Source organism: Marinobacter sp. 1-3A (assembly GCF_016597775.1).
Classification (GTDB): Bacteria; Pseudomonadota; Gammaproteobacteria; order Pseudomonadales; family Oleiphilaceae; genus Marinobacter; species Marinobacter xiaoshiensis.
In genome coordinates, this window is sequence record NZ_VCGZ01000014.1 from 1 (window position 1) to 24,108 (window position 24,108).

24 protein-coding genes and 1 pseudogene are annotated in these 24,108 nt (G+C 53.2%); 15 read left to right on the top strand and 10 right to left on the bottom strand.

Annotation, left to right across the window (positions count from 1 at the left end; translation table 11 throughout):
* Positions 1-119: 119 nt before the first annotated feature.
* Positions 120-263: pseudogene (locus tag FE848_RS17140) on the top strand (SDR family oxidoreductase); the annotation flags it as partial.
* A gap of 17 nt (positions 264-280) precedes the next feature.
* On the opposite strand, the gene FE848_RS17145 reads toward FE848_RS17140, so the two are convergent.
* The 6 genes from FE848_RS17145 to FE848_RS17175 form a co-directional block, all read right to left on the bottom strand.
* Positions 281-2,044: a DEAD/DEAH box helicase family protein gene (locus tag FE848_RS17145; protein ID WP_200205076.1), complete on the bottom strand. Its 1,764-nt coding sequence runs from the start codon at positions 2,042-2,044 to the stop codon at positions 281-283.
* A 21-nt stretch (positions 2,045-2,065) separates the two neighbouring features.
* Positions 2,066-2,563, bottom strand: a complete 498-nt coding sequence (locus FE848_RS17150; RefSeq protein ID WP_200205077.1) for a PaaI family thioesterase — start codon at positions 2,561-2,563, stop codon at positions 2,066-2,068.
* 95 nt (positions 2,564-2,658) lie between these two features.
* Complete coding sequence (locus tag FE848_RS17155) at positions 2,659-3,582, bottom strand: DUF4124 domain-containing protein (protein ID WP_200205078.1); 924 nt, start codon at positions 3,580-3,582, stop codon at positions 2,659-2,661.
* A 335-nt stretch (positions 3,583-3,917) separates the two neighbouring features.
* Positions 3,918-4,397 (bottom strand): FKBP-type peptidyl-prolyl cis-trans isomerase, encoded by a 480-nt coding sequence (locus FE848_RS17160; RefSeq protein WP_200205079.1) that lies wholly within the window; start codon positions 4,395-4,397, stop codon positions 3,918-3,920.
* Positions 4,398-4,459: 62 nt separating this feature from the next.
* Entirely contained in the window at positions 4,460-4,918 is a 459-nt protein-coding gene (locus tag FE848_RS17165; protein ID WP_227715426.1) for an EAL domain-containing protein, read from the bottom strand.
* A 134-nt stretch (positions 4,919-5,052) separates the two neighbouring features.
* On the bottom strand, positions 5,053-6,627 hold the full coding sequence (locus FE848_RS17175) for a diguanylate cyclase domain-containing protein (protein WP_200205082.1): 1,575 nt from the start codon (positions 6,625-6,627) through the stop codon (positions 5,053-5,055).
* 200 nt (positions 6,628-6,827) lie between these two features.
* Between FE848_RS17175 and FE848_RS17180 the strand changes: the two genes are divergently transcribed.
* Positions 6,828-7,280, top strand: a complete 453-nt coding sequence (locus FE848_RS17180; RefSeq protein ID WP_200205083.1) for an META domain-containing protein — start codon at positions 6,828-6,830, stop codon at positions 7,278-7,280.
* A 13-nt stretch (positions 7,281-7,293) separates the two neighbouring features.
* Positions 7,294-8,304: a low-specificity L-threonine aldolase gene (gene ltaE / locus FE848_RS17185; RefSeq protein WP_200205084.1), complete on the top strand. Its 1,011-nt coding sequence runs from the start codon at positions 7,294-7,296 to the stop codon at positions 8,302-8,304.
* Positions 8,305-8,414: 110 nt separating this feature from the next.
* Here the strand turns inward: ltaE and FE848_RS17190 are convergent, their stop codons facing one another.
* The 3 genes from FE848_RS17190 to FE848_RS17200 all read right to left on the bottom strand — a co-directional run bounded on the left by FE848_RS17190 (position 8,415) and on the right by FE848_RS17200 (position 11,084).
* Entirely contained in the window at positions 8,415-9,131 is a 717-nt protein-coding gene (locus tag FE848_RS17190; protein ID WP_200205085.1) for an NYN domain-containing protein, read from the bottom strand.
* Between the two features lie 265 nt (positions 9,132-9,396).
* Positions 9,397-10,035, bottom strand: a complete 639-nt coding sequence (locus tag FE848_RS17195) for a DUF1294 domain-containing protein (protein ID WP_200205086.1) — start codon at positions 10,033-10,035, stop codon at positions 9,397-9,399.
* Complete coding sequence (locus tag FE848_RS17200; RefSeq protein ID WP_200205087.1) at positions 10,032-11,084, bottom strand: nuclease-related domain-containing protein; 1,053 nt, start codon at positions 11,082-11,084, stop codon at positions 10,032-10,034. Before FE848_RS17200 ends, FE848_RS17195 begins: the two co-directional genes overlap by 4 nt.
* A gap of 650 nt (positions 11,085-11,734) precedes the next feature.
* Between FE848_RS17200 and FE848_RS17205 the strand changes: the two genes are divergently transcribed.
* The 12 genes from FE848_RS17205 (at position 11,735) to FE848_RS17260 (ending at position 23,228) form a co-directional block, all read left to right on the top strand.
* A protein-coding gene (locus FE848_RS17205; RefSeq protein WP_200205088.1) for an IS3 family transposase occupies positions 11,735-12,897 on the top strand; the annotation gives its coding sequence in 2 pieces (ribosomal slippage) (positions 11,735-11,990 and positions 11,990-12,897; 1,164 coding nt in all).
* 144 nt (positions 12,898-13,041) lie between these two features.
* Entirely contained in the window at positions 13,042-13,632 is a 591-nt protein-coding gene (locus FE848_RS17210; RefSeq protein ID WP_413785017.1) for a LemA family protein, read from the top strand.
* A complete protein-coding gene (locus FE848_RS17215; protein ID WP_200205090.1) occupies positions 13,633-14,418 on the top strand; it encodes a TPM domain-containing protein in 786 nt (261 codons plus the stop codon). It abuts the gene before it with no gap.
* Between the two features lie 54 nt (positions 14,419-14,472).
* A complete protein-coding gene (locus FE848_RS17220) occupies positions 14,473-15,090 on the top strand; it encodes a TPM domain-containing protein (protein WP_200205091.1) in 618 nt (205 codons plus the stop codon).
* Between the two features lie 238 nt (positions 15,091-15,328).
* Positions 15,329-16,108 (top strand): SGNH/GDSL hydrolase family protein, encoded by a 780-nt coding sequence (locus tag FE848_RS17225; RefSeq protein WP_227715427.1) that lies wholly within the window; start codon positions 15,329-15,331, stop codon positions 16,106-16,108.
* A 57-nt stretch (positions 16,109-16,165) separates the two neighbouring features.
* Positions 16,166-17,191: a hypothetical protein gene (locus FE848_RS17230; protein ID WP_200205092.1), complete on the top strand. Its 1,026-nt coding sequence runs from the start codon at positions 16,166-16,168 to the stop codon at positions 17,189-17,191.
* A gap of 119 nt (positions 17,192-17,310) precedes the next feature.
* Positions 17,311-18,048 carry a glutathione peroxidase gene (locus FE848_RS17235; RefSeq protein ID WP_200205093.1) on the top strand — a complete coding sequence of 246 codons (738 nt, stop codon included), beginning with the start codon at positions 17,311-17,313 and terminating at the stop codon, positions 18,046-18,048.
* A gap of 153 nt (positions 18,049-18,201) precedes the next feature.
* Entirely contained in the window at positions 18,202-18,906 is a 705-nt protein-coding gene (locus FE848_RS17240) for a DUF3348 family protein (RefSeq protein ID WP_200205094.1), read from the top strand.
* Positions 18,903-20,762, top strand: coding sequence for a DUF802 domain-containing protein (locus FE848_RS17245; protein WP_200205095.1), 1,860 nt, complete (start codon positions 18,903-18,905; stop codon positions 20,760-20,762). Before FE848_RS17240 ends, FE848_RS17245 begins: the two co-directional genes overlap by 4 nt.
* Positions 20,762-21,418, top strand: coding sequence for an OmpA family protein (locus FE848_RS17250; RefSeq protein ID WP_200205096.1), 657 nt, complete (start codon positions 20,762-20,764; stop codon positions 21,416-21,418). Before FE848_RS17245 ends, FE848_RS17250 begins: the two co-directional genes overlap by 1 nt.
* Positions 21,415-22,044 carry a DUF2894 domain-containing protein gene (locus FE848_RS17255; RefSeq protein ID WP_200205097.1) on the top strand — a complete coding sequence of 210 codons (630 nt, stop codon included), beginning with the start codon at positions 21,415-21,417 and terminating at the stop codon, positions 22,042-22,044. The genes FE848_RS17250 and FE848_RS17255 overlap by 4 nt, the downstream gene beginning before the upstream one ends.
* A 2-nt stretch (positions 22,045-22,046) precedes the next feature.
* Positions 22,047-23,228 (top strand): AAA family ATPase, encoded by a 1,182-nt coding sequence (locus FE848_RS17260; protein ID WP_200205134.1) that lies wholly within the window; start codon positions 22,047-22,049, stop codon positions 23,226-23,228.
* Positions 23,229-23,245: 17 nt separating this feature from the next.
* Here FE848_RS17260 and FE848_RS17265 read toward each other — a convergent pair whose 3' ends face one another.
* A complete protein-coding gene (locus tag FE848_RS17265; protein WP_200205098.1) occupies positions 23,246-24,070 on the bottom strand; it encodes a sulfite exporter TauE/SafE family protein in 825 nt (274 codons plus the stop codon).
* Positions 24,071-24,108: the final 38 nt, after the last annotated feature.

Sequence of the window (24,108 nt, forward strand, 5' to 3'; positions counted from 1 at the left end):
GCTGGCTGCTTCCTGTTTGAACTCAGGAGAAAAAGAACGTCGCTTTCTGGTCATCAGACACCTCGTTTATGGTGGCGATATTACCACCTACGTTGGTGTCCGGAATCATTGAACCACTACAGCACCCCAGCGGCCGCGTCGGCACACCCGACGACGTAGCGGCCATGGTGGCTTACCTTATCTCACCCGAAGCCGGCTTTGTGACGGGCCAGAACTTCGTGATCGACGGCGGCATGACCCGCAAGATGATTTATGAGGAATAGGCCCTTGGGTTCTGCGCCTAGTACGCCTTGCGATAGCCCCCCTGATAATCAAAGATCCGCTCCTGCACCTGCCAGAAGTGCTTCTGTTTGCGGGCAATAACGAAATCCGGTGCAGGCATCAAAGCCTGCATCTCAAGCACCTCATCAATCCTGCCAAACTCGCGTGGAGCTTGGCCATTCGCTAAACGCCGGCCAAACAGCCTATTAAAGACGCTACGTTGCGCCGGCTTGCTGAAATCAAACGACTCGCTAAGCTCTTCCCCGTCTTCGCTGTGATAGGTGATTTTCAGTTTGGTGCCCGCGCCACTCATGGTGATTCCAGCGCAACGAATCACCATGGCATCTTTCAGTTTCAGGGCATCTTTTAGCTGATCGTCCGGGTCAATAATGGCTTTTTTGCAGTGGTGACAATTGCGAGCCGCAATATCATTTTCGGCGTTGCAGTGTGGGCATTCCTTGAAACGGAACCTGTAGTCGCACTGTTCAGGGCGTTCATTCCGCGCCCCAGGCTCACCCTCTTCTGCCGGTTCCAGCAGCCCCTGACAACGGCGGCCATAGTGCTCGACCACATGGCCGTCACTGTCTGTTTTGCCCCAGAACACATTGGCAAACCCACAGCCAGGGCAGAATACCTGCACCAGTTCGCTATCGGGGTTCGGTTTCTTCTCCCCCACTTCCGGGTGATGGAGGTTCACATTATTACCGGCGTAATCTATCACCAGGCAATTCTGCTTACCCTCGTCCAGACGAAGACCGCGCCCCACAATCTGCTGATACAAACTCACCGACTGGGTAGGACGAAGAATGGCAATAAAGTCCACATGGGGCGCATCAAAGCCGGTGGTGAGAACGGAGACATTCACCAGATACTTTAACTGCTGCTGTTTGAAGTGCTGAATCAGAGAGTCCCGCTCATTCTGATCGGTAGCGCCTGTAATCAAAGCCGTTTGCTGCTCCGGGAGATAGCCGGTGATTTCCTTTGCATGATCCACCGTTGCCGCAAAGATCATCACTGCCTTGCGCTCAACGGCCAACTCCATCACCTGCTCGATAATGGCTCGGGTTACGCGCTGATGTTTGCTCAACAGTTGATTAACGTCTTTCTCTGCGTACTCGCCGAAGCGGTTCTGAGACAAGGTGGAGAAATCGTATTGGGTTACCGCCGCATCAACCAACTGGGGTTTGGTGAGATACCCACGGTTAATCATATAGCTCAACGGCAGTTCGTAGATGCAATGCACAAAAGGCTTATCCTGCTCACTGCGAACAAAGCCCCGGTAGTGATAGCGATAGATCCAGCCCATGGCCAAGCGATAGGGTGTGGCGGTCAGCCCAAGTACTTTAAGGGACGTGTTCTGTTGTCTTAGCAGATCAATGATCGTTTGATACTGGCTGGTGTCATCATCACTAACCCGATGGCATTCATCGATGATGACCAGCGAGTACTCATCCTTGAACTGCTCCAGATTGGCAGACACGGACTGCACACTGGCAAAGGTGACTTGGTGCAGGTTTTCCTTGCGCTTCAGCCCGGCGGAGAAGATACCGCCCGTTAACCCGTAACTCTGGTATTTGGCGTGATTCTGCTCAACAAGCTCTTTCACATGAGTCAAAACCAGAATTCTACGTCGGGCAAGGCGGGCCAACTCGGCGATAACCAGGCTTTTACCCGCACCGGTTGGCAGCACAATAACGGCAGATTCATCAGACTTCCGAAAATGCCTCAAGGTGGCATCAACGGCTTCCTGCTGGTACGGCCGCAGCTGAAAAGGAGCATTCACTTTAACCTGCCCCCAATATCTTTAAGCGCGACCGTGAGCCTGAGATTGCAATTGCTCAGAGTCTACCCGAACAAAAATCGAATCCGCACTCACCGTATGGGTGTCACCTGCCCAGATCTCACAAATCACTCGGCTCTTGCGGCCCACCTCGCCCTCCACTCTCGCTTTGAGGGTTAACTCCACGCCCATTGGCGTCGGTTTGATAAAGGTAAGACCGAGTTTGCCAGTAACGCAATCAACGCGGGGCAGGCTGCCCGGTTCACGGCCCTCGGCACGATAGTGATGGGCCATAGCCGTCCAGTTGGAATGACAGTCCACAAGCATGGCCAGAAAACCACCATAAACAAGTTCCGGCCAACCGTTGAATTTCGGGTCCGGCGTGTGCGTGCACACCACGTGAACGCCATCCTCGTGCCAATAGCTCTTAAGCTTGAGGCCGTCAGGGTGGGCACTCCCGCAGCCGTAGCAAACCCCGTCCGGGGCCGCCATATCCTGTAAGGCAGTAGGAATACTGCTCATAATCAAAGACTCCTTCAAAAAACTACGAGCTAAAGCGGCAAAAAGCCGCAACCAGACGCGAATAATGCCTAAAACTCAGCAATAACAGCAGAAGACTAAAGCCTGATATTCCATTCACCCTGGTCAAACAACCAACGGTTCCAATCCGAACTCAGCATGTTTACACCACCGAGGTAATTGTCATCCACAAGGTAGTAGGAAAGGGTGCGATCCCCCCTGTTGAAGTTGTGCATCAGCCGCACTACAAAGTTACGCCTGGTAGGTGTCGAGAGCAGGAAGTAGACAAACTGGCCCGACTGAGCCCTGAGACTGCCGCTTCCAGACGCATCTGAATGCCGCCACTTGTCGCTGGGCAGTTTCAAAAACTGCTCAATATCTGCCAGGCGGCCCTGTTCACGGGCTCGGGCAACAACCCACTGGTTTTCCGGGTGACGCTCAAAATACAAACCTGAGCCATCCCTCTCCAGCATTTCCATCTGCTCAGCGAGCCCCTCATTTAACCAGGCTGGCGCATAGGGAATGATGGTGTCGACAACCGCATGACTCACCTCGTGTTTGATGGTCTTGAAGGTGAAAATCCTGTCTTCCCGTATATAGACTACAATCTGGTGTTCAGAGGGTATATACAGGCCATACGAGGCAATCGAGTTGCCCCTGTTGTTTTGAATCAGGTAGTTCTGGTATTCAGCCTTACCTTTGAAAATCAGGATATTGACTGGCACTGTCCTGTACATATCAAAGGACATAACTCGATCAAAAAACTCGTAAACATTGTTTACACCATCAACAATCTGCTGATTCTCCTCGTCAGTCAGTTCAACATTTACGGTCTTAATGTCGATATCAAAGCGCGACCATTTCGACACGCCAGGCTTAACCCTAACCTCTTCCTGCTCAATGCGGTGGTCTTTTCGATCGCTGAAATGAACCTTCCCGTTTTCATCCACCCATTTATAGATTTGTGCATAACCGGGGCTCGCAACAAGTACAAAGAGGAAAAACACGAAGACTGGATACACGGCTTGCCTTAACCTTTTAAACACTACACGTTACCGACTGGTGAGACTGAAAATCTAAAAAAACGGGACAGATTCAGCGCCCCCAAAACCACGCGCACAAACCTGCAACCACCAAAAGAAGCACGATAGTATGCACTTCCATACTTTTCCGGGTAGTTGGGGCAGGTTTTTCGGTAAACGTGAAGTAATCCCCACCAAAAAGGCCCACGCCGCAACTCTCGCAGTAGTTTTTCGAGTATGAAACCCTGAGCGCAGCTGGCTCAAACCTCTTCCGGCAGCTGTAACAGCTAGGCTTAATCATTTCCCGCTCCAGGCAAAGCGACTGGCCGAACCCGTCAGTGATGGCCGCCGGGGCCATGGGCGTGGCCGTGCGCTAACTCTTCCGGATCAGCAGCGCGTACCTCGATGATTTCGATATCAAAGGTAAGGGTTTTACCCGCCATCGGATGGTTTGTGTCCACATCGGCAAACTTGAGGCCGACCTTGGCGACAACCACATGGCGCCGGCCCTGCTCGGTTTGCACCTGGGCAACCATGCCCTTTTTCCAGCGCTTGGCTCCGATCAAATGCTTGACCGGTACCCGCTGAATGGCATCGGCCTTACGCGGCCCATAGGCTTTTTCAGGAGGGATGGTAACGCTGAAGGTATCGCCAGCCTCGCGGCCTTCCAAAGCCTCTTCCAAGCCTTGGATAATTCCACCGTGGCCATGCAGGTAGGCGTTTGGCTGACCGTCACGGGAGCTTTCTACAATATTGCCCTGCTCATCACTAACACTGTAGTGAAACAAGACCACCTGGTTCTTTTCAATTGGCATAGGGTTCTCTGCAATGGTTAAAAGTACGCCATTATAACCAGCATAAGCACCGACTCCAGCAACTACTGCGACCAGTCGATGCTATGGGTCCAGGGCTTACCATCAACAAGAGCAACGAACTCTGAAACCGGGACAGGATGACTGAAATAGTATCCTTGAAAGAGGTCACAGCCCAATCCTTTGAGCACATCCAGATGAGCTTCTTTTTCTACACCCTCAGCCACAACACTAATACCAAAATTCTGGCCTAAACCGATGATGGATTTAACCATAACCAGATCCATCTCATCATCAAGCAAGCCTCGTGTGAAAGAGTGGTCAACCTTCAGTTCGCTGATGGGCAGGTGCTTGAGGTAACTCGGAGATGAATAGCCGGTCCCAAAATCATCCAGCGAGAACGACAATCCGAAGTCTACCAACTCATTGAGCTTTCCGATGACGTCGCTGGTGTCACCCAGCAAAACCGTCTCGGTAATTTCCAACCTCAGCTTGGAGCTGATCAATACCGGAATCTGAAACAATCCTTTTCACATTCGATACGAAATCCCCAGACCAGACCTGCTTGGCGCTGGTGTTAATAGATACGCGCAAATGTTGATATCGTGAATCGGATTCCCATTCCTTTAGCTGCCTGCATGCTTCTGTCAGCACCCATTCACCCATCGTGTGTAATCAGGTTCGAGCCTTCAACGACAGAGATAAACTCTATCGGGCCGAGCAACCCGCGTTCGGGATGAACCCAACGAATCAGAGCCTCAGCAGCTACCAGATGTTGGTCTACGTCGAACTGAGGCTGATAGTGCAAAACAAAATCACCCCGAATCAACGAGTGCCGCAACTCTTTTTCCAAGCGCACAGTCTTTTCAATTTCGCCCTGTATGACCGGATCAAACACTGCATAGTCATCACGACCACTGCTCTTGGCCTGGTACAGAGCCAGATCAGCTAACTGCAGCAGCTCGGAAGCCTGCCTCAGATCTGGCTCAAAAATGGTGATCCCGATACTTGCTGTAACTGAGTATTCAATTGCGGGGCGGTTATTATTCAGTTTGATGCTGACGTTTTTACCAATAGAAGATCGAATATCCTGGGCAATGAGTTTTGCTTTGATCGCTGCCTTACGCGGATCGGTGTCCAGATCATTCAGAACAATCACAAATTCATCACCGCCAAACCTGGCAACCGTATCATCGCCACGCACCAAGGCGTTAAGCCTGGCCCCCAGCACCACCAGCAAATCATCCCCCGCCTGGTGCCCATAGGTGTCATTCAAATTTTTAAAGTTATCCAGATCTACAAAAAATACTGCCCCACATTTTCCGGAGCGCTTGCAGCGATCAAGTGCCAAGCCCAACCTGTCACTCAAAAGAGCACGGTTTGGAAGCTTGGTAAGCGGGTCATAAAATGCCAGTGATTCTATTTTGGCTTGATCTATCTTTTGTTGGGTAACATCCTGAATAATGCCAACCAGCAGTAAAGGCTTACCGTCTTCATCACACTCTACAATGCTTCCGCGGTCCCAGAGCCATATCACCTCGCCATCGGGGCGCTTGAATCGAAACTCGATATCGTAAGGGATGTTATTCTCTAACAGCGCCTGAAGCGCGTTAGCAACGCGTTGTTTATCTTCTTCAACAACACGGGCCATGAAGTCTGAAAATGAAGCTTTTGAACGATGAACACCTGTTATTTTTTCCCAGCCTTCGCTGAACAACACCTCGTTGGTTTTCGTGTTCCAGTCCCACATTCCTTCCCGGGAGACCGCTAATACATGCTCCAGCCGCTTGGAGTTAAACTCAGCCAGGTTTTTTAATTCGGTTATTTCGGTGATGTCTTGCGCAAAAACAGCAATGTTCAGCTCACCATTGCTGTTTTTGAAAGGGATTTTCAGAGACTGGAAATGACGGATTTCGCCGGTATTGCTATCAGTAGAGTCTTCATAAACAGTTTCAGGCTCAAAGCGCCGCATAACGCTCTGGACATTCTCTTTGAAAAACTTGCCCTGCTCCTTGTTACCGGTAAAAAAAGAGTCCTCTTTACCAATCATTTCTTCTGGAGTGGTGCCATACAGCTTGGCTACATAACTGTTTACAAAAACAAAGTTGCCATCCCAATCTTTGGCCAGGATAGGCTCTGGAATCGCGTTAACAATGTCAGACAGCAATCTGTTCTTTTCTCTTTCAGCTTCCAGCTGTGATTGAGGAGAATCGCCCATGTAATTGCTGCCCATTTAATAGAATCTTGAAATTAGCGCAGTGGTTATGGGGTGTCAAAAAAACAAAGTGTCTAGCGATATACTGTGCGCCTGAACGTATTCACAAGAAGGGTCTGAAACAAGGCCGCGTATGACGGTTTGGCAAGAATTCACCATAAGCTTGGCCAGCAGGATAATATGGTGTCATCAAGCACATCCAAAGACAGGGCAATCTAATGAAATTAAAAAATTTTCTAGCCGCTAGTGCCGTCAGCTCCGCAATTATTCTAAGTGCCTGCGCAAATACACCAGAGGCCGCCGATAGTGATGTGACAACGGACAATCTGGTCCGTGGCGGCGAGTGGATTGTTGAGGACATTGGCGGCAACGGCATTATCGACAGCTCCCGTGTCAGCATTATATTCATGGAAGACAATCGGGTGGGCGGCAGTTCATCCTGCAATCGTTACAGCGGCGAATACCAACTCAATGGATCCACATTGACTGTTGGCGACAACATGGCATCGACCCGAATGGCCTGTGCACCGGCGCTGATGAATCAGGAAAAATCTTTCTTGAAGCTGCTGATGAATGTGAACCAGGCGCGCTTTGGCGATCACGGCGAATTGCTATTGAGCACGCCAGAAGGAAAAACTATCCGCGCTTTCCCGTCGTCACCCAAGCCGTAGCAAAGGCGCCCTCATGATCGATTTCCGTAGCGATACCGTTACCCGCCCTACCTCTGAAATGCGCGAAGCCATGGCGAGCGCCGAGGTGGGCGACGACGTTTATGGTGACGACCCAACCGTTAACAGCTTACAGGCCTATGCCGCCGAACGGCTGGGCTTCGAATCAGCACTGTTTACCGCCACCGGCACCCAGGCCAATCTGCTCGCGATCATGAGCCATTGCGGCCGGGGCGATGAATACCTTTGCGGTCAGTCGGCACACAATTACCGTTACGAGGGCGGCGGCGCCGCCGTGCTTGGCAGCGTTCAACCGCAACCCATCGAAAACGAGCCCGACGGCAGCATCAACCTCGAAAAAGCCAGAGCCGCCATCAAGGCCGACGACATCCATTTCGCTTCTACCCGCCTGCTCTCACTGGAAAACACCATTGGTGGCAAAGTGTTGTCGCTGGACTATCAGCGCCAGGCCCGCACCTTTTGCGACGACCATAATCTGTTGCTGCACCTGGACGGCGCCCGAGTGTTCAATGCAGCGGTGAAATCCAACTGTGATGTCACCGAGATAACCAGACACTATGATTCGGTCAGTGTTTGCCTCTCAAAAGGGCTAGGCGCGCCTGTTGGTTCGCTGCTGCTGGGTTCAAAAGCCTTTATTGAGCGAGCAACCCGTCTGCGTAAAATGGTGGGTGGCGGCATGCGCCAGGCGGGCATACTGGCTGCTGCCGGCCGAATTGCTTTGGAAAAAGGACCACAGCGACTGTTTGACGATCACGAAAACGCCGAATACCTCAGCGCAGGACTTGCCGGACTCCCGCAGCTGGAGATCAACCCCGCGAGCACCCAGACCAATATCGTCTACGCCCGCTGCCGGTCCGACAGAGCCGCTCAACTGCGCGACTACCTGGCTGACCAGAGCATCCTGATCACGGCAGGCAACCCCATTCGCTTCGTGACGCACTTGGATGTGAACCGCCAGGATGTCGACCGGTTGTTGGATGCTATTCGGCGGTTCTATCAATCTTGAGATTGGGGCGGACGTTTGGCGTTAAGCTCTGGCCTGTCTAGGCATCAATTTTTCCTTGCTCTTGGACCAACTGGCATGGAGGGAATGCCAACGCCAGAAGCAGCATTGTGTTATGCACCCTTTTTCTTTCGCACATCTTTTACCAAATAGGAATTTCCCGGCCCACGCTTTAGCTCAAACAAATCTATTGCCTTAATGAGGCTGCTCAGATTTTTGTAGCCATAGTTGCGGGTATCGAACGACGTTTTGTTCGATATGTGCGCACCAACAGGGCCCAGAGCAGCCCATCCGTTGTCCTCCTCCGTGGCCTCAATTGCTTGGCGCAGCAGGTTTACCAGCTTGGTATCAGATTTAATGTTTTTGGGTTCAGCAGGGGCTGTTTCGTTGTTGTTAACTTCTTTATCCAGAAACAAAAACTTGGAGCATGCGTTCACAAAAGGCGATGGAGTTTTCCGCTCACCAAATCCCAGAACCACCTTACCTTCAGCCAGGGCACGGGTAACCATCGGTGTGAAGTCGCTGTCGGATGACACAAAGCACATAACATCTATGTCTTTCGTGTACATCACATCCATGGCGTCTATCACCAATGCGATATCGGAGGCATTTTTCCCCTTGGAAAGGTCGTACTGCTGAATGGGCTGGATAGCATACTCATGCAGGTGATCCTCCCAGCCCTTCAGGGACGCTTTTTTCCAGTTACCGTATGCCTTCCTGATGGTTACCACACCATACTTCGCAACCTCACTCAGAACGGCTTCAAACTTGCTCGCTGGTGCATTATCCGCATCAATGAACAACGCAATTTTTTGCTTGGACTCACTCATTTCATCTATACCTTTATAGCCTCGATTTCGAGTGCTCACGGCCTGCCAGTCAAAAACCATAACAACAAGCCAGCAACCCCGAAAATAAGTACTGCAAAATGAATAAACAGGCTCTTCCGGATAGTTGGCGCGGGCTTAGCTGTGAAACTGAAATAATCCTCACCAAACAGCCCAACACCGCAGCCCTCACAGTAGTTTTTCGAGTAAGAGACCCGGAGCTCAGATGACTCAAACTTTTTCCGGCAGCTGTAACAACTGGGCTTAATCACCTGGGGCTCCGCAAAGAATTCAACAAATCAACGTCTAATTGCTGCCGCAAAGCGGCCGCTTCCGGGGCGACGAGCAGCCAGCCAAGAGCGCCCAGATTAGCGAGAACGGCCAGCCAGAAAACGAACTGATAGCTCCCCTTTCGTGTTTTGTGCCGAAAAACTTGCTGAGCCATAAGTGCTCCGGGCCAGCCGCAACATAGCTCAAAGAGGTGCAGCGTGTTCTCAGCCGTACGCTGCCCACCCCGCTGCGCCGCGCGCTTATCGATCCAGTACATCACAAACAACACCAGGCTCACCCCGCCATAGGCAGCCAGGATAGAGACCGGCAAATTACCTCGATGGAACAGACCCGCCAGAATGGTGAAGAATACCAGAACAACCGCCGCGGCCACCCAGACTCCCCGAGCAATGCTGGCGCCAACCTTTGCCACTCCCGCATACTGAAACCGCCCTGCTCTCGGCCGGCCCTGACTATCCTTCGCGATGGTATAGGCTACCTTTCGATCTGAAACGGGCCGTCCCCGGCCAGCATATGTGCTGATATGAGCAAAGACCCGCTCACCACCGCCCTCAGGAGCAATGAAGCCAAACCCCTTGGCGTCGTTCCATGAGGTGAGTAATCCTTTTTGGTTCAATTCATTTCCCCCTTCATAGCCTCGTAGCGGGCACACGCCTTATCCTTGTCGCGCATTAGCCGCGGATCCGGATTGCCAATAACGGCCGCGATTAAGGAGTTACATTCCTGCCTTGCTAAAAACAACTCAGAGGGCGGCTGATGAACACGCTGATCTATCACATTCGATGAGGCCAAAGGCTCGGCAGTTCTTGATTCAATTTCTGGTTCGCTTTCTGCACGATGAAGGGAGGGTTGCGGTACGCTATTAACCCGCGGCTCAGCGCTCCTTTTCGTGCCTAGTGCCATCGCCTGCGAAGCAAAATTCGAGTATGCATTCAGCCCGATCGCACCAACCCCTAGCATCAATACTGAAAAAGCCAGGAGTCTGAGAAGCCCGTTTTTCGGGCGACGGGGCTCGTTACCGTAACGCTCAGCCACCAGACCTCTCACATAGCGAGCATGTGCCTGGTCGGTTGCAAATGAAGCTTTGAGGCGGCCAGATGCCACCTTTTCCCTGGCCTGCGCCACTTCTTCCTGGGTCAGCACCCGATCCGTTTTCGACTTAATATAACGAACATATCCCAGGCCCTGCGTGACGTTTTCCGGCATGGGCGTTTTGAATGTGCTATTCCCTACAAACACCACCAATGAATGCACCTGGTGGTCGCCTAGTCCGAGCAGAGCCTGCAGGGTTTTCACGTGCTTGTAGTTCTGGTGCAGTGGATTCTGGAATTTGTGATTGGAACGAAAAATCTTCTGGGTCCAGGAACGTTGATGAGGGCTTCCGAAGATCCAGCCCTTCATGTTTTTGGTCTCAACAACGAAGACCCCAAACTCCGAAACCAGAACATGGTCGATCTGCGTGGTGCCATCTTCCGTGGGAAGAGTCACGTTCTTGATGAGATGGTAGCGGGAGTTATCCAGGAACCAACGCGCGGAGAGATTGACCAGAAACTCACCGAACTTACCCTTGAACCAGGGAGATTTAATCAGGCCCGCAATGATGACAAGAGGTAACAGATACCAAAGTGCGGTATTAAGGAGTTGGTAAATCGGGCTCAAATCCATTTCTCAGACATCCTTGTTGTGCAATCCTGAATCAACTCAGCGTGGAACATAAATCAGTCTTTGGTTCGTTGCCTTAGGATTTTTGTAACTCCCCGCAAATGAATACAAAGCTTAAGACTATCTCGCTGACGGAGTGTTTGCGAAAGCGCCCAGCGGTTCGGGCTACCAGTTCTCCCTCAATGGCTATTTCGGCCTTATGGCGAGTATCCGGAAAGGTGTTGAACTGAACATTCGCGTCCTCAACATTGGCATCGACCCTCTGGCTTTGGCCGTCAAATTACCCGGCATTGGGCACATTGGCCTGCGCCCCCCTGGATGGATCGCTCGACGTGGCACAAAGCCCCGGCTGTGGAGCAGGTTTCAGGTGCTAATTGACGGGAAGCTCTCAATCACCGTGTATACCGAACCATCAGCACTCTGTTTGTGCTTAAAAAGCACGAGCTGACCCACCTGAAACGACCCGAGAGCCGTTTCCCCATATTCAGCCAGTAAGCCCTAAACCGAACCGGACTGACGCTTGAATCTAGACAGGGTGATATGAGGGCGAATTGTCCGACTTTGCGCTGTTAATCCGAGCTTATCCTGTAGTGGTTCAATGATTCCGGACACCAACGTAGGTGGTAATATCGCCACCATAAGCGAGGTGTCTGATGACCAGGAAACGACGATCTTTTACGCCTGAGTTCAAACAGGAAGCTGCCTGTCTGGTGCTTGACCAAGGCTACAGTGTTGCCGAAGCCAGCCGCTCTTTGAATGTCGGCGAGAACGCCCTCAGGCGATGGGTAAAACAGCTTTCCGAGGAACGCGGCGGTGTTACACCGAAGTCCAAAGCGATGACCCCGGAGCAGCAGCGGATCCAAGAATTGGAAGCCCGTTGTGAGAGGCTGGAACGGGAGAAATCGATACTAAAAAAGGCTACCGCTCTCTTGATGTCGGACGAGATGAATCGTACGCGCTGATAGACCAGTTGAGTGAGCAGGAGCCTATTGAGATGGTCTGTAAAGCGTTTGAAGTATCAAGGTCCAGCTATTACGAGTATCGCCGGAGGCGGTCCGTAGTGGATGCCGAACGAGTGGTTCTGCGAGCCGATGTGAACAGGATCTTTCGCAAGAGCCGAAGCTCAGCAGGAAGCCGTATGATCACCTCCATGCTTAATGAGGAAGGTGTTGTGATCGGACGCTTCAAGGTTCGCCGCCTGATGAATGAGCTAGGGTTGCTCTGCAAACAACCTGGTCCTCACGCTTACAAGCAGGCCACTGTGGAAAGGCCAGACATTCCAAACCGACTGAATCGTGAGTTCAATGTCAGCCATCCAGACCAGGCGTGGTGCGGTGACATCACCTATGTGTGGGCTGGTCAGCGATGGAGCTATCTTGCGGTTGTTCTGGATCTCTATGCCCGCCGTGTAGTTGGCTGGGCGCTATCAGATCGGCCTGATGCTGAGCTGGTCGTAAAGGCACTGGACCATGCGTATGAGCAACGAGGAAAACCGACTGGGATTCTGTTCCACTCTGACCAAGGTAGTCAGTACGCAAGCCGATTATTCCGTCAGAGGCTTTGGCGTTACCGCATGGAGCAAAGCATGAGCCGCCGGGGAAATTGCTGGGATAATTCCCCTATGGAACGGGTCTTCCGGAGCCTGAAGAGCGAATGGATCCCATCACTTGGATACCGCTCAATTCCTGATGCAAGAAAGGATATTGGTGACTACCTGATGGACTACTACAACCGGCAGCGCCCTCATACCTTCAATGGCGGCATGCCACCTGTGGTCGCGGAAGAAAAACTTAAAATACTGTCCGGGATTAGTTGACCACTACAGTATTGATAGTCTAGCAGGCTGTTTTGAAATGGCTGAGTGTGAGACCCTTTCTACCATTAACAGCCCTTGGTTCGGGGGCATTGGTCATCATCAGGGAACTCTTACACCATGCAAACACAGCCAACATACACACCCATGCGTTCGATGCGGCAACTCATAACCTTGCTCATGCTGGCGTTTCTGCTAACCGGCTGCGGCATCAACAACATTCCCACCTACGATGAAAAAGTTAAGTCCGCCTGGTCGCAGGTTGAAAATCAGTATCAACGCCGGGCAGATCTGGTACCTAACCTGGTGGAAACAGTGAAAGGCTTTGCTGCTCAGGAGAAGGAAACTCTCACGGCGGTTATTGAGGCGCGCTCCAAGGCAACATCCATTCAAGTTGATGAAAGCATCCTGAACGACCCTCAAAAGCTTCAGCAATTTCAACAAGCACAAGGCGAGCTTAGCAGCGCACTGAGCCGGTTAATGGCGGTTTCTGAGCGTTATCCGGATTTGAAATCGAACCAGAACTTTCTCGCGCTGCAGTCGCAGCTTGAAGGCACCGAAAACCGCATCGCCGTAGCCCGGCGTGATTTCATCCAATCGGTAGAGCGCTACAACACCGAGATTCGGACCTTCCCCGGTAAAATCTGGCACAGCATTCTCTATAGCGAAATGGAGGTGCGTGAAAACTTCAAGGCTACTGCCGACAATGCCGACGAAGCGCCCAAGGTGACGTTTTAAATGCAATTCTCTTCGCGGCACTCTTTGCCTTACGCCTTTATCCGCCCCGTTGTGGTCATACTGGCCCTGATCATATTGCCGATATCAGCGGCTCTGGCGCAATCTGCACCAGAATTCCCGGAACTGACAGGCCGAGTGGTGGATAAGGCGGAACTGCTGAGCCCGGCTACCGAAAGCCGGATAGCCCAAATGCTTGAGGCCCACGAGCAAAGCACCACAGAGCAGGTTGTGGTCGTCACCGTGCCGGATCTTCAGGGTTATGGCATAGAAGACTATGGCTACCAGCTAGGCCGTCACTGGGGCATAGGCCAGCAAGGTGAGGACAATGGCGCTCTTCTGATCGTTGCCAAGCAGGAACGCAGGATTCGGATAGAAGTGGGCTATGGCCTTGAAGGACGACTTACTGATGCGGCTTCAGCCACCATTATCAACCGGATAATTGCCCCCGATTTCAAGCAAGGTCAGTTCGAACAAGGCATTGCCAATGGCGCTGCCGCCATGGTGCAAGTTCTTGGCGGCGAGCCCCTGGCTGCGCCGGCCAGAACCGGAAGCGGCCCCCAGGAAAAACCCAACCCGAAAACGGTGTTGATGTTTTTCCTATTCATTATGGCTGTCATTTTCTTCATGGGTGGTGGCCGCGGCCAAGGCGGCCGTTCAGGCGCAGCTCTGGTAGGTGGTGCACTGCTAGGCGCCAGCATGGGTGGCCGTGGTGGCGGTTTCGGTGGAGGTGGTTTTGGCGGCGGGGGCGGAGGCTTCGGCGGCGGGGGGGCATCTGGTGGCTGGTAGCGATCAAGCACGCATCGGAAAGGCAACCTTCAACCCAACAAACAGTGATACCCCATGACATTACTAAGCAAGCAGGAACAGGAACAAGTGGCGGCCGCTATCACCGCAGTTGAGCGTGAAACCGACGCAGAAGTGGTTACGGTGCTAACCGCCCAGGCCGACAATTACGCATATATCCCCCTGCTCTGGGCCGGGATCATTGCGCTTTTGGTGCCCGGTATTATTAATTACCTTACCAGCTGGCTGTCGGCAGATGTACTCCTCCTCAGCCAATGGGGCGTGTTTGCCCTGCTCAGTCTGGTGTTCCGGATACCCGGCATCAACAGGCGGCTGATCCCCCGAACCGTAGGCTATTGGCGTGCGTCAAACCTGGCCCGGCGTCAGTTTCTGGAACAGAACCTGCACCACACCGCAGGCGCCACTGGCATGCTGATTTTCGTCTCTGAAGCCGAGCGCTACGTTGAGATTCTGGTAGACCGGGGCATATCGGAAAGAATAGGCAACGACGCCTGGGAAGACATCATTGCGGCATTCACCAAGCAAGTAAAACAGGGCGAGACACTGACGGGCTTCATTTCCTGCATTGAAGACTGTGGAAAGCACCTGAAAGCCAAGGTACCTGCCACCCACCAGAAAGATGAACTGCCAAACCATTTGGTTATATTGTCTTAAAAAGCCTTGAAGTGGTGGTCACCCCGGCTCAATTGCAGGCTGACCACCACCGCCTTTTACACAAAGGTTAATAGTCCGTTTGGAATCCAATGTGACCCCGCTCACAGTGGCTTGCAACTGGCCGCTTAGGACAAGCCAAACCGCGTTTTTCCGTTTCTATTAACCCCCACTACAAGCCACTATCCATATTGCAGTACCAAAAGAAAAAAGTACTTCCCTTACAAACGGAGTTGCAATAATGGATAACAATATTAAAAAACCAGCCGCAGTCTCGGTACCAAGCCGGGCCGCCCATCTTCGGGCTGCCGTTGTGGTCTTTGCCGCGTTTCTATTCACCGGCTGCAGTGAGTTGGGCTACCTGCTCAGCAACGACAAGGTGACGGATGCAGACAACAACCAGGTGGTTTTTGTTGGTGACTCAATCTTCGCCCTGTCTGGCGAGATACAGAACCAGCTTGAATCAAAAGCAGGTGAAACCTTCCGGCGCTACACCGTATCCGGTGCCGAGCTTAGCGGAGAGCTGATTGCACCTTCCATTCCTAACCAGTTTCGCGAGGCGGTCTCTGACGACCCGAACATCGACATAGTGGTAGGTGATGGCGGCGGTAACGACCTTCTGATCCCCGCGATCATGTTCAACTCGAACAGCTGCAAAACGCCGTGGTACCGCTTCGGAAGACTGAGCCAAAAGTGTATCGACATTATTGATAACACTTACGTTGAAGGCGTAGATTTCCTCAATGAAATGGCGGCAGCCGGTGTCCGGAAGGGCATTTTTGTAGGGTACTACTACACCAAAAACGGGCTATTCCGCCTGAAAGACATGAAAGAAGCCATCGATTACGGCAATGCCACTCTGGCCCGTGCGTGCAAGAACTCCGTGCTCGACTGCACCTTTGTTGATACCCGCCCGGTCATCAGTGACAAAGACATCATTTTCGACGGCATTCATCCCGCAGACAGCGGTTCAACAAAAATTGCAGATCTGATCTGGCCCAAGCTTCAACCTCTGCTCTAATCAGTAACTGGAATTTGGTGGCCGCATTCGCGGCCACCATGCTTCAAAGGCAAAACAATGAGCTCAAAGACACGCTATGGCCTTTTTACCGTCATCGTCGCCGTTGGTGCAATCGGTGGCTACATGCTCCTTCATCAATCAGATGAACAGGTGCATCAGATAACGAATGGAACCGGACACAGCGCCAACTCAGAACACTCACTTGAAGATCCCGCGGCAAAAGATTCATCACAGTTGGCTATAAAGTTGGCTGTGCAATATCTGGAAAGTTATGGAGACTCCATAGCCGAGCCCGCAACTCAAGCTCGTTTGTATAACGAACGACGAGCCTTGCTGGAACAGTACCCCAACGCTGGCGCCCAACTGTTTGAGCGTGCGATAGAAACGGCATTTCCAGAACTACATAACCAAATCATAGCCCTCATGGCCAACCTCGACCGCTATAACACGTGGCTGGATAACAACGAACTGCGCCTGCATGCACTCCCTGTTTTTCAACAGGAAATGGAGCTCTGGCAACAGCGGGAAGCCCTCTTCGGGGCTATAGCAAGCCAGATATGGGGGGAAGAAAAGTCCTATCTGGAAGAGAAGTCACAGGTCTTCCAGCAAAAAATGACACACCTGAATGAAGCCAGTGAACTGCAGCTAACAGAGCTGGCACACCAGTTGAAAACCAATGCAGAAGAGGTTTACGGTGGAGATCTGGGTTTCCAGTTCGCAGGTTCTGGCGCCTTGGGGCATGCTCTTTTCAGCCTGGAAAGCGTGCAAACCAAACTCAAAAACTTGCCCCCGAACCAACGCCAGCAAGCCATTAACAGCCTCAGACTCCAACTAGGCTTTTCCGAAGGCGCCGTGGAGCAAATGGCCGAACAGGATCAGGTCCGGGAAGACAAATGGCAGAAGGGCGAAGCCTACACCACCGAACGGGACGCTCTAAACCAGCGCCTGTCTGGGGAAGCGCTCAAAACAGCACTCAACGAATTGCGCGAGAAGCACTTCGGAATGGCTGCGCCGACCATCGCCCGGGAAGAAGAGGAAGGATTTTACCGGTTTGAACGGCCCCGGCAGTATGGGCTGAACTGACTTACGAAGGGGCTCTCGACTTTATACTTGGCTCTGACAATCTCCTGTGTCCAGAAAGGTTTGATTGCGATACAGTTTCCCTTTCGAACAAATAACCCACGAACTCCAAGGAGTTTTAAATGTTAAGTTCATCGGAAGGTAAAAAAGTCCCCCAGGTTACGTTTCCCATTCGTCGTGATAACGAGTGGACATCGGTAACCAGCGACGAGTTATTCAACGGACAAACGGTGATTGTGTTCGCCTTGCCGGGCGCGTTTACACCAACCTGTTCAAGCACTCATTTGCCGCGGTACAACGAACTGGCGCCGGTATTCAAAACGCTGGGCGTCGATCGTGTAATTTGCCTGTCGGTGAACGATCCATTCGTCATGCAGGCATGGGCTGAAGACCAGCACGCCGACAACATCGAATTCATTCCAGACGGCAACGGCGACTTCTCCCGTGAGATGGGCATGCTGGTCAGCAAAAGCGCCATCGGGTTTGGTGACCGCAGCTGGCGCTATTCCATGCTGGTGAAAGACGGCACCATTGAAAAGATGTTCATAGAGCCAGACAGGCCTGGCGACCCGTTTGAAGTGTCCGATGCTGACACAATGCTCAACTACATCAAGCCGGACGCAACCCTGCCGGCACGGGTAACAGTATTCACGAAGCCCGGATGCCCGCACTGCACGCGTGCCAAATCGCTGTTGCAGAACAAGGGTTACAAGTATGAGGAGATCGCACTGGGCAGTGGCGGCTTGTCTTACAGCACCCTGCAGGCAGTGACCGGCAAAGGCACAACCCCGCAAGTATTTATCGACGGCCAGCTGGTTGGCGGCGCCGATGAACTTGAAGCACTGATGGCCAAGCGCTGATCGGTTAGTAATGTATATATGCCCGGGCATAGCCTGTTCGGGCGTATATTTCTGGCAATTCAGTCATTATCAATCACCTCCCATACCCTTTAGAATAGTCGCCCCGGAAAGCCCGGTATTTTTCGGTTCCCCAAACCTGTGCGCGATTATTTGATGACTCAATCACCCTCACATTCTGCCGGGGTTTCACCGCCAAGGCTGCTGCAACTGCTGGCCCAATCCGGGGCGCCGCTTGCCGACGGCCCGCTGCCCTGTTGCGGCGAACGCCTGGGGCGACTGTTTGGGCTTTCAGACACCCTTGTTCTGGATTCCGCGATTGCATTTCGAGCCCGCTATCCAGGCATGGATCAAGGGCCAACCTTTGAACGAATAATCAAGGAACTGGCCACCACTCGCACAGCATTGATAGGGAAGATCAAAAGCTACGGCGAGGATATTGAATCGACAGACAATCTGGCTTTCGAGCCCTATCTGAACACCTGGCTCACCCTGCAACGCAGAGTGGTCGCCGCAAGCCGGCAGCTTCGCGACAAAACCCGAAAAGCGATGAAGGATCACAACCAGAACCTGGCCAGGCTGGCAGAGCTGGATTCAACCTTCGACCAGGCAATGACCGGGTACACCAGCCAGTGTTTCTCTCATATTTCCAAAGTATTGGAGCAGCGATTTCACGCGCTGTCTCCCGCAGAACAAACAACCTCTGATCCCTCCCAAGAAACCGGCATTGCGCCGGATGATTGGCTCCACCGTTACTGCGAAGAAGCGCAGAATCTTTTACTCGCTGAACTGGATGTTCGGCTGGAGCCAGTACTGGGAGTACTTGAGGCCTGCCACAACGAGGTAATGGATTCTCCATGAGCAGATTTTTCTTCTTTTTCGCTTTTGCCATAGGCATGGCGGTGACGGCCTGGATTGGCCAGCGCTTTTTAGGCTCTGACCTGCTGGCGCTTTCCGTAACGGTCATTATTGCGGCGGTCTACACGCTGGGGTTTGTTGAGCTAATGGGGTTCCGGAGCACAACCCGAAAACTGCAACAGAAGCTGGGCACCACACCGGAAAGCCGCGAGCAACTGACAAGCTGGTTTTCCGGCCTGCCGGAGCAAGTTCAGTTTGCAGTACAGAGGCGCATTGATGGGCATTTTGCTGCACTGCCAAGCCCGCAGTTTACGCCCTACCTGGTTGGCCTATTGGTTATGCTTGGCCTGCTAGGCACCTTTGCCGGCATGATTGTGACCTTGAGCGGCGCGGCATCTGCACTGGATGGCAGCACCGAACTCAGTGTGATTCGCAGCGCACTGGCGGCTCCGATTGCCGGGCTGAGCTTGGCCTTCGGCACCTCCATTGCCGGTGTCGCAGCGTCCGCCATGCTGGGGCTGGCCTCCACCCTCAGCCGCCGGGAGCTCTTACAGGTATCCCGCCAGCTGGATAAGACTCTGCGCCAGCGGTTACACCACCTGTCGACAGACTATCAGCGCCAACAGGCTTTCAAAGCACTGGAATCCCAAGCAGAAGCCCTGCCCCAAATGGCAACCGCCATGGAATCCATGACCGCCCGCATGGAGCAACTAGGCCAGCAGCTTGAGCAATCCCTTACCCGAAATCAGCAAGAGTTCCACACCACCGTTGGCGGCCACTACCAAACCCTGGCAACGTCTGTGGCCGAGTCTCTTGAGAAATCTCTGGAATCCAGCAGCCGCCTGGCCGCTGAACGCATAGAGCCGATCGTTACCGAAGCCATGACAACTCTGCAGTCCAGCGCCGGAAAGCTCCACGAAGACTGGTCTGCCACCACCAAGCAGCAGCTTGCGGAACTCACAGATAGCTTCCAGAAAACCACACAGGAAGCAGGTAATAACTGGCAGCAAAATCTTCTGGCTCAGCAACAGGCCTCGGCTGAACACAGCAAAGCTCTGCAGAATACCTTGCAGGAATACCAATCCCACTTCCGTGAAGAAAGCGCCAAGCTTGCCACCAATCAGCAACAAGGCCTGGATGCTCTCATCACCCGTATCAGCGAGCAGCTTTCTCAACTGCATGAGCAAGAAGCAACCCGAGGCGACGCGGCCAATGAACGCCTGGCCCAGCTGGAAGCAACCGTCACCAAACACCTGACCGAATTGGGCGCAGGCCTGGAAGCCCCCATGACCCGCCTGATAGAAACCGCGTCGGAAACCCCCAAAGCCGCCGCACGGGTGATCTCGCAACTGCAAAGCGAAATGGCCCGCAACAGCGAACGGGAAAACCAACTATTGGAAGAGCGTCAGCGGCTGGTTCAGGAGCTGGACAGCCTTCTGGAATCCCAGCGCAACAATGCAGACAGCCAGCGCGAGGCGGTGGATTCTCTTATCAGCGGCGCAGGTGAAACCCTCACAGGCATCAGCGAACGCTTTAATGTCCTGATTCAGGAACAAAGCCAGCAACTCGGCAAGCTGGGCGAAGACATCACCGGCAGCAGCCAGGAAGTGGGCGCCCTCAGCGAATCCTTCCTTGCCGCAGTGGAGCTGTTCAGCGCGTCTAACACTCAGCTTCAGGAAAGCCTGGCCAACATTCAGAAAGCACTGGATGGAGCCGGCAAGCGCCACGATGAACAGTTGGCCTATTACGTTGCCCAGGCCCGAGAAGTTATCGACCTCTCTGTGAGTTCCCAGAAAGATGTGATTGATGCGGCTTCGGCTCTGATCGCCAATCACACCGAGACCAGCGGAGCCAGTTGATGGAATATCTGGAAGACGGTGAACAGCAGTCCACCCCAATCTGGGCAATATTCTCAGACCTGATGGCTGCACTGGTGGGTATTCTGGTGCTGATACTGGTGTGGGTGATTGGCGTTCAACTGGAACTGAGCCAATCCCTTGAGGAAGAAAAAGCCAAGCGGGAAGCCGAAGAACAGCGGCGGATTGCCCTGGAGCAAGCGCTGGAAGATCCGCTCACCAAAGGCCTGGTGACCTTTCACAATGGCCGCATCGGCATCAGTGGCAACGTGCTGTTTGAGCTGAACTCGGATCAGCTGCAAGCCGACGGCGTGGAAGTATTGGAAGCCCTAATTACCCCGTTGCAAACCTATCTGACTCAGCACCAGGAACTGCTGATGATCAGCGGCTTCACCGATGACCTGCCCATGCACAGCGGCAACCGGTATCAGGACAACTGGGGGCTGTCAGCACAAAGGGCACTCACAGTCACCCGAACATTAATAGAACTTGGCCTGCCCAACGACCGGGTATTCGCCGCCGCCTTTGGCCCGCACCATCCGGCGGTGCCCAATATTGATTCAGAATCCCGAGCTCAGAATCGGCGGGTAGAAATCAGTACCGTACCTCTGGCGCCTCAAACACCTGCAAGTGCCGAAGCGGAGGCTGACAACAGATGAATGCGATAACTGAAGCCACTGCCGTGCATCCGCAACTGGAAGACCTCCGAAACTCCGGAGCCGACCAGATGAACCCGGTTGGCTTTCGCTATCTGGAAGCTCTGGCGATGCGGTTGGAAGCAAAAGGACTGCAGCACACTCCACACTGGCAGAAGCTGGAGCAGGCGGTTGCAGACTACAAAACACGATTCGAAGCACCTCAGCCGTCATCACAAGCCATTGAAACCGGTGGCACTTCGCCGCTCTCAGCTCTGCTGGACAGGCTGAATCAAACTCAGAGTGCACCCCAAACACAACCCCGGTCCACCCTGGAACAGTTGGTATTTGGAACGCCCGAAGATGATTTGGAAGCTCCCCAACGCGCTGCAACCGCCAACCCCCGTCAGCCACTAAAAGCCATGACCAGAGCATCGGCAGACCGTGGCGAGCAAGCCCTTCAGGACCGCGTTCGCTGCGCCATCGAACAGGCCCCCAAAGACGCCGGCCCCATGAATGCCCACCGCCTGGTGAGCCTGGCAATGGCCGAAATGCAGAGGCTGTCACCGGACTATTTGAACCGGCTGGTGAAATACACAGATACGCTAATGGCGCTGGAAAAGTTGGGGCGAAAGGGGATGGGCTCGTGAGCATGATCAATGCATTCGCAGTATCAAACTACCGTAGCCTGAAGGGCATTGTTGCGCCTTTGGCGGGTCTTAATGTGGTTACAGGCCCAAACGGTTGTGGCAAATCCAACCTGTACAAATCTCTGCGCCTGCTCGCAGAAGCGGCGAAAGGAAACATGATTTCGTCGATCGCACAGGAAGGCGGGCTGGATTACACCTTCTGGGCCGGGCCTGACAACATTACCAGCGGCATGAGAGAAGGCTCCGCACCTGTTCAAGGCTCTGCACGAAAACACAACTCACGCCTGAGGCTGGGCTTTGCGGGTGAAGAGTTCAGTTATGCCATATCATTGGGAATGCCAGCACCGCAGGGTTTTGCCGGCTACCAAGACCCGTCCATGTTTCAGTTCGACCCGGAAATAAAACGTGAATGCATTTGGGTGGGCGATGTTTGCCGGCCTAGCAGCTGCCTGATCGACCGCGTTGGGCCTGTAGTAAAAGTGCGCTCCGGCCGAAAGTGGGAGGTGTATAACGCCCACCTCAATTCTTATGAAAGCATCCTCAACGAAATCAGCGACCCGGTGGCTGTGCCTGAAGTGCACGCTGTGCGACAAACTATCCGCAACTGGCGCTTCTACGATCAGTTCAGAACCGATCCCCAGTCCGTCATTCGCACGCCGCAGATAGGCACACGAACCCCTGTACTCGACCACGATGGCCATAGCCTGGTTGCTGCTCTGCGAACCATCCATGAGATAGGCGACCGCCAGGCGTTGTATCACGCGATTGAGGATGCGTTTCCCGGAGCTACGATAAACTTTTCTGCAGACTCAGGTAATCGCTTTGTTCTGGAGTTCCTGCAGGATGGTCTGTTGCGGCCGCTGAACCAGGCAGAACTTTCTGACGGAACGCTGCGCTACCTTCTGTTGGTAGCAGCATTACTTACACCCCGGCCCCCTTCCCTGTTGGTGCTGAACGAGCCGGAAACCAGCCTGCACCCGGATCTGCTTCCTGCACTCGGGCGACTGATTATCCGCGCCTCGCGGGAGACTCAGGTTTGGGTGGTTTCCCACGCACCACGGCTAGTGGCAACGCTGGAAAGGGATGGTGACTGCAACTCGATTGCCCTGAACAAGGAACTGGGTGAAACGGTTGTTGTGGGCCAGGGGTTATTGGACGCACCACCCTGGCAATGGCCTGATTAACGTTGATGCCGTGGGCATCACAAAAATGCGCTAACCATACCCACACTACTGACCACCAACAGCACCACCCCCAGCATGCGGAAAAACACCGGTGTTTCCGCCTTCAGAATACGCTCGTGAAAACGTAGCCCGATCACATGCCCCACCGCAGCACACGGCAGTAACCAAAGGTGATGGATCAACTGCAGATCAAGCCCAACCCAGATGAACGCTGCCAGTTTGATCAACACCAGAATAAACCAAAGGCCAAACAAGGTATCGCGCAGCTTCTCCCGCGCCACATGCTGGGAGGCAACCGCAATAATCAGCGGTGCGCCGATTAGCGAGGTGCCGCTGATGTAACCACCGGCCATCAGCAAGATCACATCCACGGTTTTACTTCTGCTGCGGAAAGGTCGGTTGATGATGTATGACACTGAGTAGATCGCAACAATCACGAATATAATCGCGCTTAATACATGTGGGGGCAGCGTAAACAGGCCGAACACGCCAATCAATTTGGGCACCAGCATGATGCCCAGCATCCGCCAGAGGTAGGGCCAATCAACCGTGCCTTCGGGTGCTTTTGCGGCTGCATCTGGCCCGAACCCGGTCAGCTTTTGGCTACTATCACCGGTTTTGCCGGTGCGGCTTTTGCGATTGTTCATCCAGATGGTCAAAGACGAAAAAAACAGCAGGTGTACCGCAATGATGGGCAGGAAGATTAGCGGGTCGTCTTTCACCAGCAACAGGAACGGCAGCGACAGCACCGCTCCCCCAAAGCCCAGGCCAGAGCGCACGAACCCGCTCCAGATAAAAATCAGTGCGACCAGGGCATACTGGATTAGAGAAAAGTCTGACATAACTTCCTGTGCTTCGATAAATAAAAACACCGGGCAAA